Here is a 13694-nt window from a genome sequence, read left to right as displayed (position 1 = left end):
TCGACTGGGAGATCGCGCACATCGGCGACCCGATGCGCGACCTGGGTTGGATCTGCACCAACTCCTGGCGCTTCGGCAGTGCCCTGCCCGTGGGCGGCTTCGGTCACTACGCCGACCTGTTCCGCGGCTACGAGCAGGAGTCGGGCAAGAAGGTCGATCCGGCGCGGGTGAAGTTCTGGGAGGTGTTCGGCTCGTTCTGGTGGTCGGTCGGCTGTCTCGGCATGGCCGAGCACTACCGCAGCGGGCCCGACAAGACCGTGGAGCGCCCGGCCATCGGCCGGCGCAGCTCGGAGTGTCAGGTCGATTGCGTGAACCTCCTGATTCCCGGACCGGTCGAGCTCTTGCAGCCGCCGCCCGCCACTCCGGGCGTCGACATGCCGCGCATCGACGAGCTCGTGACCAGCGTGCGCGACTACCTGCGCGACGACGTCATGGCGCAGACGCGCGGCCGCACGCAGTTCCTGGCGCGCGTCGCGGGCAACTCGCTCGACGTGGTGCTGCGCGAGCTCGCGGTCGGCGAGCGCCACCGCGCGCACCAGGCCGACCGCCTGCGCGGCCTGCTCGAGGAGGGCGGCGACCTCGAGTCACTGCGCTGGTCGCTGGTGCGCCGCCTGCGCGACCACACGCTGCCGCTGGACCGGCCCGGCCTGGCCGAGTATCTGCGCGAGGCCGTGGTGAACCAGGCCGCGATCGACCAGCCGAGCTACAGCGGCTTCAAGACGGCGCTCGCTAACGCGAGAGGCTGATCGACAGCAGCACGGCCCCTCGACCGGCAGCCAGGCCATCACTGCGGCGGCGACGGGGCGCCTCGCCGATCGTGAAGCCGCGCGCAGTCGCGCCGCCATAGTGAGGCCCATCAGGAGTGCGATCACCGCTGCTCGCACCGTCCCCTCGCGTCGCTACACTAGCCGCCGCCGCGCTGCCGGCCCCGGAGAAATCCCTGAGACTTCGCTCAGTGAGTGCCGTCCCGCACGCGGACTCACCCGGCTCCAACGTTGCAATCCGCGCACTCGCGGTGTGCGCGCTCGCGCTGGGGCTGCTCGCCCCGGCCGCGCGCGAGCTGGCGGTCGCGACCGTGCACGACGGCGACTCACTCGCGCTGCGCGCCGGCCACGGGCAGCGCATCGAGCTGCGCCTGGCCGGAATCGACAGCCCCGAGCACGGGCAGCCGTGGGGCGAGGAGTCCCGCGCAGCGCTCCAGCGCCTGGTCGACGGCAAGCGGGTGCGCTTCGAGCGTCAGGACACCGACCGCTACGGCCGCACGGTGGCGCGCGTGTTCGTGGGGGCGGTCGACGTGAACGAGGAGCTCGTGCGAGAGGGCAACGCCTGGGTCTACCGCCGCTACGCGAAGGACGCGCGGCTCGACTCCCTCGAGCGCGAGGCGCGCGCGGCCAAGCGCGGACTCTGGGCACTCCCGCCGCAGGAGCGGATCCCGCCCTGGAAGTGGCGCAAGTCGCACCCGCGCCACTGAGGCGTCTGGATCGCGCCGAGCGCCCCGCGCAACCGCTCAGCTCTTGTGTCTCTTGGCCCGCTGCGCCGCGCAGCGCTGCGCGAGCGTCATGTGGATCAGCATGCAGGCCGGTGTCTGGGCATTCGACTCGGCGCAGCGCTCGTGCGGGTAGCGCTGCAGCGCGGCGGGATCGTCGGGCACGTCCCGGCAGAGCTCTGGGCTGTGGCGGGCTCGCGCCAGACACACGTCGATGAACGAAGACACGTGGAAGCCGCAGGTCACGCCCTCGCCGCACTCGGCAGAGCGGCGCAGCGCCTCGGGCACGCACTCGGCCTGCTCATGCGCGGCCGCGAACGCCTCCGTCTCGCGCTTCCAGGTCTCCCAGTCGGCGTTCAGCGACTCCGACAGCTCCGCCACGCGGCGGAACAGGTAGGGCAGCGCGATCGCCGCGGCGACCGCGCACACGCCGAACACCACCAGAAAGACGCGGACGCCCCGCATCGCCGGTCGTCAGCTGAAGGCCATGCTCCCGGAGTCTCTCGGCAGCTCTTCGGGCGCGAGCGGCCGGGCCACCTCCTCGGGCGTAGGACCGAACTTCGCGGCCAGCGGCTCGAGCTTGCCCAGGTCGAAGCCGTACAGGCGCGCGGCATTCTCCCCGAGCATGGCGCGCACCTCCGTGGGGTCCATGGCGTGGAAGGTGTGACGGAGTGACTTGCGCGTGTACGGGTACGTGCCCTCGTGGTGCGGGTAGTCACTGCCCCAGCACAGGTGCTCCACGCCGATCTGGTGCCGGCCTTCGAGCTCGCGCGGCGACGGCGAGCTCGCGCCGTACCAGCAGTTGCGCCGGGCGTAGAAGCTGGGCGGCTCGGGCGGCAGCGCGCCGTCGGCGAACTGGAACTCACCGACCACGCCGGAACGCATGCGCGCCCACAGGCGGTCCAGGTTCTCCAGCGTCGACGGCACCCACGCGCAGCCCGACTCGGTCACGATGTAGCGCAGCCGCGGAAAGCGCTCGAACACGCCCGACAAGAGCAGGTGGGTGTAGCTGCGCGTCGAGAACCAGCCCGTCTCGACCAGGCGGATCGGCAGCGAGACCTTGTATCTCCCGTAGTCCGGCGAGCCCGTGCCGCCGTGGTGGTTGATCACCACCCCCAGGTCCTGACACACCGCCCAGAAGCGGTCGTACTCCGGCGCGTAGAGCGGCAAGAGGTGCGTGCAGTCCGGCGGCACGTGGGGCAGCAGCACGCCGCCGCGCAGCCCGTGCTCCGCGATCCAGCGCACGTCTTCGATCGCCGCGTCGATGTCGTTGAGATACACCAGGCCGATGCCCGCGCGGCGCTCGGGAAACTCCGCGCACCAGTCGGCGAGCCAGCGGTTGTGCGCGCGGATGCCCTGCAGCCAGAGCGGATAGTCGGCGACCGACGGGTTGCCGCAGATCAGTACGCTCGTGCGGAAGAAGGGCGGGACGGTGTTGGGGAAGATGATCTCGCCCACCACGCCTTCCGTCTCCATGTCGCGCATGCGCTCGGTGTCGTCCCAATTCTTGTGCTTCTTCGACCCGATGTGCTCGCGCTGCGGGTTCTTGTAGCCGCCGCGCCACTCGTCGAAGAGCTTCTGGTGCTCCGCGTCGAGATACTCGCGGTAGGTCTGGATGCTCGCGCCCGCGTGCGTGTCCGACGAGATCACGACGTAGGGTCGGGAAGCTTCTGCAAGCGACATTTCGCGCCCTCCGGCGCCATGGTACCCGAGCCGCCACCCGCGCGCGGGAACGGCAGGCCCCGGCACATGCGTTGCACCACCCCCTCCCGCAGCCCCGGAGGACGTGATGAAGCTCGCATTCGTCGTCGCCACGCTGTGGATCCTGGCCGACCCGCCGCGCATCACGAACGTCGCGCCCTCGCAGGCGCGCGTGGAGCTGGAGAACGCCGCGGTGCAGAACGGCATGGTCACCGGCACGCTCCACAACGAGACCGACACGCCGGTGCGCAGCGTGACCCTGCTGGTCCAGCACCACTACCGCTGGGCGAACGAATTCAAGCCCGGGAACGTCGACCCGGGCCGCGCGCAGTCAGTCCGCGTGAGCACGGACCTGCCGCCGGGCGGCCGAGTCACCTTCCAGAGCCCGGTCGACGAGCCCCTGGCCCCGGGCGACGGCGGTCACTTCGAGATCACCGTGAGCGTGCTGGCGTTCGAGCAGGTCTTCCCGGCGGCGCCGCCCGGCCCCTGACCCCACACTCACCGGCAAGACGTGCGCAAGAGTCACGGCGTCCGACCGCAAAGTGATTCCCGTGCCCCCTTCGCCAGGCGTTCCAAACGTCATGCTCAACTGTTCGGCGCTGCCCACCGATAGGCCCGACAAGAAATGCAAAGCTTCAGCGTCATCGGACTGGTCATCTACACGATCGCGAGCGCCGTGGTCGGGGTTCGCCTGTTGATCCGCGCGAACCGCTCCCACGGGCTGCCCGAGCTGCTCGCCGGCCTCTCGTACATCGGGGCGCCGGCGCTGGGCTACCCGCTGGCGATCGTCTCGTCGCAGCTCAGCAACCGCGCCGTCGCCACGCCCCTGTATCTGGTGGGCGAGACGTCGCTCGTGTTCGGCTGCTGCTGCTTCCTGTTCTTCACCGTGAAGGTGTTCCGGCCGTCGGCGTACTGGGCGCTGGTGCTGGCGGCGATCGGTTCGGCCGTGCTGACCGGGTCGGGCCTCGGAATCATCCACTCCTGGCTCGCGTACACGGATCCCCTGGAAGTCACTGCGCACGCGCGCACGCCGCTCGCGCTGATGGTGGGGGTGCTCCTGCTCTCTTACGTGTGGACCGCGCTGGAGGGCTTCCGCTACTACCGCATGATGCGCAAGCGCATGGCGCTGGGCATGGCGGACGCGGTGGTCACCAACCGCTTCCTGTTGTGGACCCTCTCGGGGCTGTGTTCGATGGCCTGGATCTCGGTGTCCGCCATCATGCTCGCGATGGGTTACAACCTGGCCCGCAACCCGATCAACGTGTCGGTGACGTGCGCCGGCGGGATCCTCAACACGGTGTTCCTCGTGCTCATCTTCATGCCGCCCGCCGCGTACACGCGCTGGGTGCACCGCTCGGCGCGCGCGCCGCAGCTGGCGACGGCCTGACCATGGCAGCTTCAGCCGCATTCGAAGCCGTGCAGAGCGAGCTCGAGCGCTTCGCGAACATGGACCGCTGGAACGCGCGCGGCGCGATCCAGCTGGCCCTCATGGACGCGGGCCTCGAGGCGAGCAACGTGACTTCGGCGCAGATGAAGGTCGTGGTCGAGCGGCTCCTGCCCAAGCAGCTGCAGAGCCAGAAGATCGCCGACGTGCCGAACGTGTGTGAACGCATCCGCGGCGCACTCGCGCTGCTCGGCGACGACTCGCGCGCCGACTCACCGGACAAGGTCTTCCAGCGCCTCGGGAGCTGAGGGAAGTCGGCAGGACCTGACCGACTGACTTACTCCCCGCGCACGCGCGTGGTCTCGAACAGGAACCAGGCGCGGCGCTCGGCCTCGTCGATCCACACTTCGATCAGGCTCGCGCTCGCGACGTCGCCGTACTCGTCGCACACCGCGTGCGCTTCGCGCAGCCGCGCCGCGAACGCCAGGTTGTCCTCGCGCAGCTCCGCGATCATGTCGAGCGGAGTCACGTACTCGGCGTCGTTGTCCTTCACGCGCTGCAGGCGCGAGATCTGGCCGATCGAGCGCAGCGTGCTGCCGCCGACCTTGCGCACGCGCTCGGCGATCGGGTCGGTCGTCGCGTAGATCTGGTCCGCCTGCTCGTCGAGCAAGAGGTGGTAGTCGCGGAAGTGCGGGCCCGAGACGTGCCAGTGGAAGTTCTTGGTCTTCAGATACAGCGCGAACGTGTCTGCGAGCAAGAGGTTCAGCGCCGCCGAGACGTCCTTGGTGGCCGCCGACCCCAGATCGGTGGGGGTCTGGAGGCGCGCGCTGCGCCGCGACTTCGCGTCTTTGTCCTTCATGTCGAGGGGGCTCCTGGATGCGGGTTTGCACAAAGGCGCGCGCCGACCCGGCGTGCGCCTGGGGTTCCTGGACTGAAGATGCCCGTTTGCGAGAGCCGTTCCAACGGGGAAGTGAGTGTCCGGCCGCGGTATGCCAACGTAGGCGGGCCGGATGAATACCCCGCAAACCCTGCAGATCGTGTTGGTGCTCCTGGGTGTGGTGCTCCTGGCCATGTCGGCCGCGCGGCGCCTGCCGATTCCCTACCCGGTCATGCTGGTGTTCGCGGGGCTGCTCGTGAGCTTCGTGCCGGGTCTGCCCGAGGTGCGGCTCGAGCCCGACCTGGTGTTCTTCGTGTTCCTGCCCCCGGTGCTCTGGTCGGCGGCCTACTTCACGTCGCTGCGTGACTTCCGGGCCAACGTGCGGCCGATCTCGCTGCTCGCGGTCGGCCTGGTGGTCGCCACGACCATCGCCGCGGCGATCACCGTCCACCTGGCGGTGCCGGGCCTGGGCTGGCCGGCGGCGATCGCGCTGGGGGCGATCGTCTCGCCGCCCGACGCGGTCTCGGCCACGGCGGTGGTCCGGGCGGCGGGCGTCCCGCGCCGCCTGGTCACCATTCTCGAGGGCGAGAGCCTCGTGAACGACGCCACCGCGCTGATCCTCTACCGCGGCGCGGTCGGCGCCATGGTGGCCGGCACCTTCGACTGGGGCGAGTCGCTCGCGACCTTCGTGTTCGCCGCCACGGTGGGGGTCGCGATCGGCCTGGCGATCGGCTGGGCGAGCGTTCGCGCGCGGCGCTGGATCGAAGACGTGCCGACCCAGACCCTGCTCACGCTCATGGCCCCTTATCTCGCCTGGATGCTGGGCGAGGCCGTGCACGCCTCGGCGGTGCTGGCGTGCGTGGCCGGGGGGCTCATGCTGCGCCAGGCGCCGGGCACCGACGTGGCGCCCAGCGTCCGACTCCAGGGCCGCCCGGTCTGGGACCTGGTCACGTACGCGATCAACGGCGTGCTGTTCCTGCTGATCGGGCTGCAGCTGCGCGGGCTGGTCGCCGACATCCGCCCCGGCGGGCTCGGGCCGCTGATCGGGCAGGGGATCGTGGTGTCGCTCGTGGTGATCGCCGCGCGACTCTTGTGGGTCCCGTTCTTCGCCTGGCTCCCGCGGCGCTTGTCGAGGCGCCTGCGCGAGCGTGACCCCATGCCGACCTGGCAGGCGATGTTCCTGCTCGGCTGGACCGGCCTGCGCGGGATCGTGTCGCTGGCCGCGGCCATGGCGCTGCCCCTGTCGCTGCCCGACGGATCGCCGCTGCCGTTCCGCTCAGAGATCGTGCTGATCACCTTCGTGGTGATCTTCTGCACGCTCGTCCTGCAGGGGCTCTCGCTGGCGCCGATCATCCAGTGGCTCGAGCTGCCGGTCGACGACGAGGCCATGCGCGAGGAGGTGCGCGCGCGCTCGCACGCGGCTCGCTCGGCGCTGGCGCGGCTCGAGGCGCTCGAGGCCGAGCCCTGGGCCGATCCGCGCGCGCTGGCGTCGCTGCGCGAGCAGTACGAGGGCCGGCTGCGCCGGGCCTGCGACGGCGCGTCGAGCCTGATCGTCGAGCGCGGCGCCAAGCGCGCACGCTTCGAGAGCCTGCTGGCCGAGCGCCTGGCGCTGCTCGAGCTGCGCCGCGACGACGTGATCAGCGACGAGGTCCTCTTGCAGCTGGAGACGGAGCTGGATCTCGAAGCGGCGCGTCACGGGCTGGCCGAGCTGCGCCGCGCGGAGACACTCGCCGAGTGAGTCGTGCGCGCGCCGTCGCGCTGCTTCAGGCAGGGCTCGGGCGCGTTGGTCACGGCGATGTCGACGCCGGCCTCGAACACGCGCGTGCAGCTCGCGCCTTCGGTCTCGGGGGCCAGCTGGAAGGCGTTGAGTGAGGCGACCTTGCCGGCGGAGTGCACGCGGCCCACCAGCTCGTCCGAGAGGAAGTCGGGATGGAGCTGGATCGAGAGCAGCCGTGAGTCGCGCGCCGCCAGCAGCGCGGCCAGCCACTCCTCGGCGCGCGGGCCGCGCGGCGAGGCCTCGAGCGCCACGCGCGAGTCGTAGTCGCGCACGGCCTGATACACGCGCAGCCCGCTGCCGACCTGGAAGTACACCCAGTCCCACGCGCCGTACTTGGCCACCAGGTCGATCGCGGGGCGCACCGCCTCGCGCGCCTTGAGCTCGGCGTCGAGCACCACGCGTCCGGCGGCCCAGCGCAGCGCGTCCTCGAAGCGGTCGGGGCCGCGCTCGAGCCCGTTCAAGTGACAGTGCGAGAGCTCGTCGGCAGTCCGGTCCGCGAGCCGGCCCTGGCAGTCGGTCACTTTGTCGAGCCGCTCGTTGTGGAACAGGAACACCACGCCGTCCTTGGACAGGCGCAGGTCGGTCTCGAACACCTCGACGCCGAGCTGCCGCGTGAGCTCGAAGCGCGCCACGGTGTTCGAGTCGGGGAAGCCGAAGCCGCCGCGGTGCGCCGCGACCTGCGGCCCGCGCAGCCGCTCGAGCAGCGGGTCCTTGCGCGCGCTGCAGCCCGCCGCGAGCAACAGCGCGAGCGCCGCGGCGAGCGGGCCGCGCATCAGCGCACGAGCCCCTGGGCGATCAGGCTGTCGGCGGTGTCTCGCACGCTCTGCGCGACGGGCATGGGCTTCCAGCCGAGCCGCGTCTGGGCGGCGCGCGTATCGCACTCGCGCCGGATGCCCAGCTCGAACACCACCGCGCGCGTGACCGGGTCGAAGAGCGCCGCCACGCGCACCAGCCAGTGCGGCAGCTCCCGGCGCGGCAGCTTCGCAGCGCGTTCGGGCAGGTGCGCGCGCAGCACGGCCGCGATCTCGCGCATGCTCATGTTCCCCGAGACGCACAGGAAGCGCTGGCCGGCCGCCCCCGGTGACTCGAGCGCGGCCAGGTGCGCGGCCGCCACGTCGCGCACGTCGACGATCGGAAAGTCGAAGTCGGGAATGCCGGGGAAGTCGCCGTTCAGGAGCTTCAGCACGATCTCCGCCGAGGTCCCGTAGTCCTGCTCGAGCACCGGGCCCAGCACGGCGCCGGGATTCACGGTCGCGAGCTCGAGCTTCACGCCCGGGCTGCGCACGAAGTCCCATGCGGCGCGCTCGGCGTAGGTCTTGGAGCGGGTGTAGCTCGAGTTGTCGCGGCCCTCGGGATCGGACCAGTCACTCTCCGTGAACGGCCGCCCGAGCGCGCCGCGGCCGTAGCAGATGGCCGCGGTCGAAGAAGTCATGACCACGCGGCGCACGCCGGCAGCCTCGGCGGCGCGCAGCACGCGCAGCGCGCCCTCGCGCGCGGGGCGGATCAGCTCCTCGGGGTCGCGCGGCAGGACGCGCGGCAGCGGCGAGGCCACGTGCAGCACGCCGTCGACGCCGCGCACCGCCTCGGCCCAGCCCTCGTCGCGCAAGAGGTCGGCCTCGACGCACTCGACGGGCACGGGCTCGCCCGCGGCGCGCTGCAGCACGTCGAGCAACGTGTCACGGCGCGCGCGCGAGCGCAGCGTGCCGCGCAGCGCATAGCCGGAGCGGTGGAGCGCGAGCAGGCAGTGAGTGGCGATGAAGCCGGCGGCGCCGGTCACGAGCACGGTTCCCTTCATGGAGTCTCTCCTTCGGGCAGGGGGTGGGCGACGAGCGGCAGGAGCTCGGCGAGCTGCGCCGCGAAGTCGCTGCGGAAGAGCGCGAGCGCGGGGTCGGCCAGCGCGCGCCGCACGGCGGGGCTCGGCGTGGCCACGTGGTGCAGGCCGATCACCAGCACGTGCAGGCGCAGCACGAGCCGCGCGCCCGAGCCCGCGGGCCAGCGCAGGCGCGCGTCGATGCGCGCGCCGAGCGCAGTCACCTCGCCGAGCAGGAAGCGCTTGAAGTCGGCCACGCCGCGGTCGGACAGGTTGTGCTCGAGGGCGGTGTGCAGCACGGCCACGAGCGGCCGCAGCGCGGGCTCGGCGCCGATCGCTCCCGCGAGCGCGCCGCAGACACCGGCGCGCGTGGCGGGCGCCGCCGCGACGCCCGCCGCCGCGGCCGCGAAGAAGCGCGCGAACACGCGGCGCACCACCGCCACGAACAGCGCCTCCTTGGTGGGGAAGTAGAGATACAGCGTGCCCTTCACCAGCCCGACCCGGCGCGCGAGGTCGCTCATCTGGATGTCGGCGAAGGGCTCGCGGCGCACGCGCGCCTCGGCCGCGTCGAGGATCGCCTCGAGGCGCTCGGCCTTGTGGGCGGGCGCGCGCGCGCGCTGATAGGGCGCGCGTCGGGCAGCTCGGGCGGTCGGCATTTAGCTGACCATAGGTCATTTATTCGCCGGCGCTAGAGTCGGGGCCATGAAGACCGTCGCCGTCCTCTCCTACTGCCGCACCGGGATCGCCAAGGCCAACCGCGGGGCGCTGAACCAGACCCACGGCATTCCCCTCGCCGCGCACGTGCTGCGCAACGCCGTCGCGCGCGCGCGCATCGAGGCCGGCGAGATCGAAGACGTGGTGCTGGGCTGCGGCCTGCCCGAGGGCGCGACGGGTCACAACATCGCGCGCACCGCGGGGCTCGAGGCCGGCTTCGGCAACGAGGTGCCGGGCATGACGATCAACCGCTACTGCGGCTCGGGTCTCTCGGCGGCCTCGATCGCCGCCAACCGCATTGCCGCCGGCGAGGCCAGCGTGATCGTCGCGGGCGGCGTCGAGAGCATCAGCATGACCCAGTCACACATCAACCTGAATGGCTTCTTCTACGAGCCGCTGCAGAAGCGCATGCCGGCCGTGTGGTGGACCATGAACCAGACCGCCGACTTCGTGGCGAAGAAGTACGCCATCTCGCGCGCGGCGCAGGACGAGTACGTCGTGCGCAGTCAGGCGCGGGTCGCAGCGGCGGCGGCGCGCGGCGTCTACGGCGAGGAGATCGTGCCCTTCACGACCACCATGAAGGTCACCGACAAGGCCACCGGCGCGGTGCGCCAGGAGAAGGTCACGCTCGACCGCGACGAGGGGCCGCGCCCGGACACCACGCTCGAGAAGCTCGCGAAGCTCCCGCCCGTGTACCCCGGCGGCACGGTGACTGCCGGCAACGCCTCGCAGCTCTCCGACGGTGCGGCCGCGGTCGTGCTGATGGACGCCGACCTCGCGGCGCGCCGGGGACTGCCGATGCTCGGGCTGTTCCGCGGCATGCAGCTCGCGGCCGTGCCGCCCGAGGAGATGAGTATCGCGATCGCGCCCGCGATCCGGCGAATCCTGAAGCACCACCAGCTCGCGCCGTCCGACGTCGACCTGTGGGAGCTGCACGAGGCCTACGCGGTCACCACGCTCTACAACCAGGCGCAGCTCGAGACTCCCTGGGAGATCACGAACGTGAACGGCGGCGCGGTGCCGCTCGGCCATCCGTACGGCATGTCCGGCGTGCGCTATCTCGGCTCGACCCTGCTCGAGCTGCGGCGCCGCAAGCAGCGCCGCGCGGTGGTCGGCGTGTGCACCGCGGGCGGCATGGCCACCGCGGCGTACCTCGAGGCGCCCTAGGCGGCGCGGGCGATTCCATTCATCATCACCGGCGGCCTGTCGGCCGCCCGAAGCCAGGAGAGACCCCCATGACGCTCGAGATCCGCCCCATGGCCGGCAAGATCGGCGCCGAGATCCTCGGCATCGACCTCGCGAAACCGCTCGACGCGCCGACTCGCGACGCCGTGCGCGACGCGCTGCACCAGCACCTGGTGATCTTCTTCCCGCGGCAGTCACTCGAGCCGGCCGAGCACCTGGCGTTTGCACGCGCGTTCGGAACGCCCGAGGGCAAGCACCCGTTCATTCCGCACACGCCCGAGCACGAGGAGGTCGCCGTGCTGTCCGCGAAGGACGGCGGCCGTGCCGACGTCTGGCACACCGACGTGACCTTCTCGCCGCGCCCGCCGCTCGGCTCGATCCTGTCCATGAAGCTCTGCCCCGACCACGGCGGAGACACCCTGTGGGCCAACATGTACGCCGCCTACGAGACGCTGTCGGAGCCGATGAAGCGCATGCTCGGGGGACTCACCGCCCAGCACGAGGTCGCGGCCGCCGCGCGCGAGGTGCAGCGCAAGGACCGCATGCGCCGGCTCGAGCCGGGGAGGATCAAGCTGCCCGAGTCACTCCCCAGCGCACGCCACCCCGTGGTGCGCACGCACCCGGTCACCGGCCGCAAGGCGCTGTTCGTGAATCCCGCCTGGACCTCGCACATCTGCGAGCTGGCCTACGCCGAGAGCGAGGCGCTGCTGGCCTTCCTGTTCCAGCATTCGACGCTGCCCGAGCACACGGTGCGCCGCCGCTGGTCGCAGGGCGACGTGGGCTTCTGGGACAACCGCTGCACGATGCACTACGCGATTGCCGACTACGGCAACGAGCCGCGCATCATCCACCGGGTCACTTTGCAGGGCGAGCCGCCGGCTTGAACGGGTCGTAGCTGCCGAAGTTCCAGAGATTTCCCTCGGGATCCCGGCAGATGTAGCCGCGCCCGCCTTGCGGCTTGTCCTCGATCGGAGTCACCACGGGGGCACCCGCGGCCACAGCCCTTCGGTAGTGCGCGTCGGGGTCTGACACGACCAGGTAGAGGGTCTGCGTGCACACGCCACCGTTCTTCTCGGGCGGGTAGACCAGGGCGTCGTACGGCCCGCCCGTCGAGCCGAGCATGATCATGGCGTCGCCGTGCGTGAGCTCGGCGTGCGCGATGCCGCCAGACGGGCCCGGCACGACCAGGTGCCGGTCGAAGCCGAACGCCCGACACAGCCATTCGATGGCGGCGGCCGCGTCCTGGTATCGCAAGCAAGGGATCGCCGGCATGAGCCGAGCTTACTTGCCGCTGCGCCATCCGGTCTCATGTTTTCGCGATCATGACGTCCCCCCAGACGCCCCCCGTCCTCGACCGCGACCTCCTGGATGCCTACTCGCGCGCGGTGATCGACGTGGTCGACGCCGTCGCGCCCGCCGTGATCGGCGTGCGCACGGGCGGCGGCGGCCACGGCTCGGGCGTGCTGATCACGCCCGACGGCTACGCGCTGACCAACGACCACGTGGTGGCCGCCGGCTCGGACTACGAGGCCGGCCTGCCCGACGGCCGGGCGCTGAAGGCGCGGCTGGTCGGCCGCGACCCGGCGACCGACCTGGCGCTCGTGCAGGTCGAAGGCCACTCGCTGCCGTTCGCGCGGCTCGAGACCGGCCGCGCCCCGCGCGCCGGCCAGCTCGTGGTGGCGATCGGCAATCCCCTCGGCTTCGAGTCCAGCGTGACTTCCGGCATCGTGAGCGCGACCGGCCGCTCGCTGCGCGGCACGCACGGGCGGCTGATCGACAGCGTCATCCAGCACACCGCGCCGCTCAACCCGGGCAACTCGGGCGGCCCGCTGCTCGACTCGACGGGGGCCGTGATCGGGGTGAACACGGCGATCATCGCCTACGCGCAGGGCATCGGCTTCGCGATCCCGGCCAGCACGGCCGACTACGTGGTCGCGCAGCTCCTGCAGCACGGGCTCGTGCGGCGCGCGCGCATCGGGCTGGCGGGCCGCACGCGGCCGATCGACCCGCGCATGGCGCGGCTCCTGGGGCTCGACCGCCCGTCGGTGGTCGAGGTCCTGCAAGTCACGGAACGCAGCCCCTCGGCGAAGGCGGGCCTGCGGGTGGGTGACTGGCTGCTCACCCTGGACGGCAAGCCCACCGCTTCGGTCGATGCGCTGATCGCGTTGCTCGGCGAGACGCGGATCGGCGTGCCGGTGCGCTTCGAGCTGGTGCGCGGGCGCGAGCGCTCGTCGCTCACGGTCACGCCCGAGGCCGACGGCTGAGTCAGCGGCCGACCGAGCCCATCATGGCGGCGGGGTAGCGCTCGCCGGCCGCGCTGCCGCGCGGCGCGACCTCGTCGAGCTTCGCCAGGTCCTTCGGGCCGAGCGCGACGTCGGACGCGGCAGCGTTCTCCTCGAGATACTTGCGGCGCTTGGTGCCCGGAATGGGCACCACGTCGTCGCCCTGCGCCATCACCCAGGCCAGCGCCAGCTGGCCGGCCGTGCAGCCCTTCTCGCGCGCGAGTGACTCGACGCGCTTCACCAGCTCCAGGTTCTTGGCGAAGTTCGCGCCCTGGAAGCGCGGCGAGAAGCGCCGGTAGTCGTCCTGGGCGAAGTCCTCGAAGCGCTGGATCTGGCCGGTGAGGAAGCCGCGTCCGAGCGGGCTGTAGGCCACGAAGCCGATGCCGAGCTCCCGGCAGGCGCCGAGGATCGCGTCCTCGGGATCGCGGCTCCACAGCGAGTACTCGGTCTGCAGCGCGGCGATCGGGTGGACCGCGCA

General features: G+C 71.6%; 17 protein-coding genes. 9 read left to right on the top strand and 8 right to left on the bottom strand.

The window, feature by feature from the left end:
* A partial coding sequence (locus VMR86_09005; protein HTO07183.1) for a DUF6285 domain-containing protein occupies positions 1-746 on the top strand: 746 nt, incomplete at its 5' end.
* A gap of 209 nt (positions 747-955) precedes the next feature.
* The gene (locus VMR86_09000; GenBank protein ID HTO07182.1) at positions 956-1471 is read left to right on the top strand and encodes a thermonuclease family protein; all 516 of its coding nucleotides are present in this window, start codon (positions 956-958) and stop codon (positions 1469-1471) included.
* A 36-nt stretch (positions 1472-1507) separates the two neighbouring features.
* Here VMR86_09000 and VMR86_08995 read toward each other — a convergent pair whose 3' ends face one another.
* Positions 1508-1951, bottom strand: coding sequence for a hypothetical protein (locus VMR86_08995; GenBank protein ID HTO07181.1), 444 nt, complete (start codon positions 1949-1951; stop codon positions 1508-1510).
* Positions 1952-1960: 9 nt separating this feature from the next.
* A complete protein-coding gene (locus VMR86_08990; GenBank protein ID HTO07180.1) occupies positions 1961-3169 on the bottom strand; it encodes an amidohydrolase family protein in 1209 nt (402 codons plus the stop codon).
* A gap of 106 nt (positions 3170-3275) precedes the next feature.
* Here VMR86_08990 and VMR86_08985 point away from each other — a divergent pair, with 106 nt between their 5' ends.
* The 3 genes from VMR86_08985 (at position 3276) to VMR86_08975 (ending at position 4879) form a co-directional block, all read left to right on the top strand.
* Positions 3276-3677 (top strand): hypothetical protein, encoded by a 402-nt coding sequence (locus VMR86_08985; protein HTO07179.1) that lies wholly within the window; start codon positions 3276-3278, stop codon positions 3675-3677.
* Between the two features lie 135 nt (positions 3678-3812).
* A complete protein-coding gene (locus tag VMR86_08980; protein ID HTO07178.1) occupies positions 3813-4574 on the top strand; it encodes a hypothetical protein in 762 nt (253 codons plus the stop codon).
* A 2-nt stretch (positions 4575-4576) separates the two neighbouring features.
* A complete protein-coding gene (locus tag VMR86_08975; protein ID HTO07177.1) occupies positions 4577-4879 on the top strand; it encodes a hypothetical protein in 303 nt (100 codons plus the stop codon).
* Between the two features lie 29 nt (positions 4880-4908).
* On the opposite strand, the gene VMR86_08970 is transcribed toward VMR86_08975, so the two are convergent.
* Positions 4909-5430 carry a DNA starvation/stationary phase protection protein gene (locus tag VMR86_08970; protein HTO07176.1) on the bottom strand — a complete coding sequence of 174 codons (522 nt, stop codon included), beginning with the start codon at positions 5428-5430 and terminating at the stop codon, positions 4909-4911.
* A gap of 151 nt (positions 5431-5581) precedes the next feature.
* On the opposite strand from VMR86_08970, the gene VMR86_08965 reads away from it, so the two are divergent.
* Positions 5582-7186: a Na+/H+ antiporter gene (locus tag VMR86_08965; GenBank protein HTO07175.1), complete on the top strand. Its 1605-nt coding sequence runs from the start codon at positions 5582-5584 to the stop codon at positions 7184-7186.
* On the opposite strand, the gene VMR86_08960 is transcribed toward VMR86_08965, so the two are convergent.
* The 3 genes from VMR86_08960 to VMR86_08950 are packed head-to-tail and all read right to left on the bottom strand — an operon-like array spanning position 7141 to position 9691.
* A complete protein-coding gene (locus VMR86_08960) occupies positions 7141-7998 on the bottom strand; it encodes a glycerophosphodiester phosphodiesterase family protein (protein ID HTO07174.1) in 858 nt (285 codons plus the stop codon). The genes VMR86_08965 and VMR86_08960 overlap by 46 nt on opposite strands.
* Entirely contained in the window at positions 7998-9020 is a 1023-nt protein-coding gene (locus VMR86_08955) for an aldehyde reductase (protein ID HTO07173.1), read from the bottom strand. Before VMR86_08955 ends, VMR86_08960 begins: the two co-directional genes overlap by 1 nt.
* The gene (locus VMR86_08950; GenBank protein HTO07172.1) at positions 9017-9691 is read right to left on the bottom strand and encodes a TetR family transcriptional regulator; all 675 of its coding nucleotides are present in this window, start codon (positions 9689-9691) and stop codon (positions 9017-9019) included. The genes VMR86_08955 and VMR86_08950 overlap by 4 nt, the downstream gene beginning before the upstream one ends.
* A gap of 46 nt (positions 9692-9737) precedes the next feature.
* Here VMR86_08950 and VMR86_08945 point away from each other — a divergent pair, with 46 nt between their 5' ends.
* Positions 9738-10916, top strand: coding sequence for an acetyl-CoA C-acyltransferase (locus VMR86_08945; protein HTO07171.1), 1179 nt, complete (start codon positions 9738-9740; stop codon positions 10914-10916).
* Positions 10917-10984: 68 nt separating this feature from the next.
* On the top strand, positions 10985-11818 hold the full coding sequence (locus tag VMR86_08940) for a TauD/TfdA family dioxygenase (protein ID HTO07170.1): 834 nt from the start codon (positions 10985-10987) through the stop codon (positions 11816-11818).
* On the opposite strand, the gene VMR86_08935 is transcribed toward VMR86_08940, so the two are convergent.
* On the bottom strand, positions 11790-12206 hold the full coding sequence (locus tag VMR86_08935; protein HTO07169.1) for a VOC family protein: 417 nt from the start codon (positions 12204-12206) through the stop codon (positions 11790-11792). The genes VMR86_08940 and VMR86_08935 overlap by 29 nt on opposite strands.
* Before the next feature lie 50 nt (positions 12207-12256).
* Here VMR86_08935 and VMR86_08930 point away from each other — a divergent pair, with 50 nt between their 5' ends.
* Positions 12257-13198: a trypsin-like peptidase domain-containing protein gene (locus tag VMR86_08930; protein ID HTO07168.1), complete on the top strand. Its 942-nt coding sequence runs from the start codon at positions 12257-12259 to the stop codon at positions 13196-13198.
* Between the two features lies 1 nt (position 13199).
* Here the strand turns inward: VMR86_08930 and VMR86_08925 are convergent.
* A partial coding sequence (locus VMR86_08925; GenBank protein HTO07167.1) for an aldo/keto reductase occupies positions 13200-13694 on the bottom strand: 495 nt, incomplete at its 5' end.

It is taken from the genome of Myxococcota bacterium (assembly GCA_035498015.1).
Classification (GTDB): domain Bacteria; phylum Myxococcota_A; class UBA9160; order SZUA-336; family SZUA-336; genus VGRW01.
Note: the sequence above shows the minus strand (reverse complement) of the source record. Positions and strands in the feature narration are given on the sequence as shown.

Excerpts from the sequence above, each read along its gene's own strand:
- VMR86_08955 (HTO07173.1), bottom strand. The coding sequence starts at position 9,020 with ATGAAGGGAACCGTGCTCGTGACCGGCGCCGCCGGCTTCATCGCCACT.
- VMR86_08975 (HTO07177.1), top strand. The coding sequence starts at position 4,577 with ATGGCAGCTTCAGCCGCATTCGAAGCCGTGCAGAGCGAGCTCGAGCGC.
- VMR86_08940 (HTO07170.1), top strand. The coding sequence starts at position 10,985 with ATGACGCTCGAGATCCGCCCCATGGCCGGCAAGATCGGCGCCGAGATC.
- VMR86_08980 (HTO07178.1), top strand. The coding sequence starts at position 3,813 with ATGCAAAGCTTCAGCGTCATCGGACTGGTCATCTACACGATCGCGAGC.
- VMR86_08985 (HTO07179.1), top strand. The coding sequence starts at position 3,276 with ATGAAGCTCGCATTCGTCGTCGCCACGCTGTGGATCCTGGCCGACCCG.
- VMR86_08960 (HTO07174.1), bottom strand. The coding sequence starts at position 7,998 with ATGCGCGGCCCGCTCGCCGCGGCGCTCGCGCTGTTGCTCGCGGCGGGC.
- VMR86_08945 (HTO07171.1), top strand. The coding sequence starts at position 9,738 with ATGAAGACCGTCGCCGTCCTCTCCTACTGCCGCACCGGGATCGCCAAG.
- VMR86_08995 (HTO07181.1), bottom strand. The coding sequence starts at position 1,951 with ATGCGGGGCGTCCGCGTCTTTCTGGTGGTGTTCGGCGTGTGCGCGGTC.
- VMR86_08935 (HTO07169.1), bottom strand. The coding sequence starts at position 12,206 with ATGCCGGCGATCCCTTGCTTGCGATACCAGGACGCGGCCGCCGCCATC.
- VMR86_08970 (HTO07176.1), bottom strand. The coding sequence starts at position 5,430 with ATGAAGGACAAAGACGCGAAGTCGCGGCGCAGCGCGCGCCTCCAGACC.
- VMR86_08965 (HTO07175.1), top strand. The coding sequence starts at position 5,582 with ATGAATACCCCGCAAACCCTGCAGATCGTGTTGGTGCTCCTGGGTGTG.
- VMR86_08950 (HTO07172.1), bottom strand. The coding sequence starts at position 9,691 with ATGCCGACCGCCCGAGCTGCCCGACGCGCGCCCTATCAGCGCGCGCGC.
- VMR86_08930 (HTO07168.1), top strand. The coding sequence starts at position 12,257 with ATGACGTCCCCCCAGACGCCCCCCGTCCTCGACCGCGACCTCCTGGAT.
- VMR86_08990 (HTO07180.1), bottom strand. The coding sequence starts at position 3,169 with ATGTCGCTTGCAGAAGCTTCCCGACCCTACGTCGTGATCTCGTCGGAC.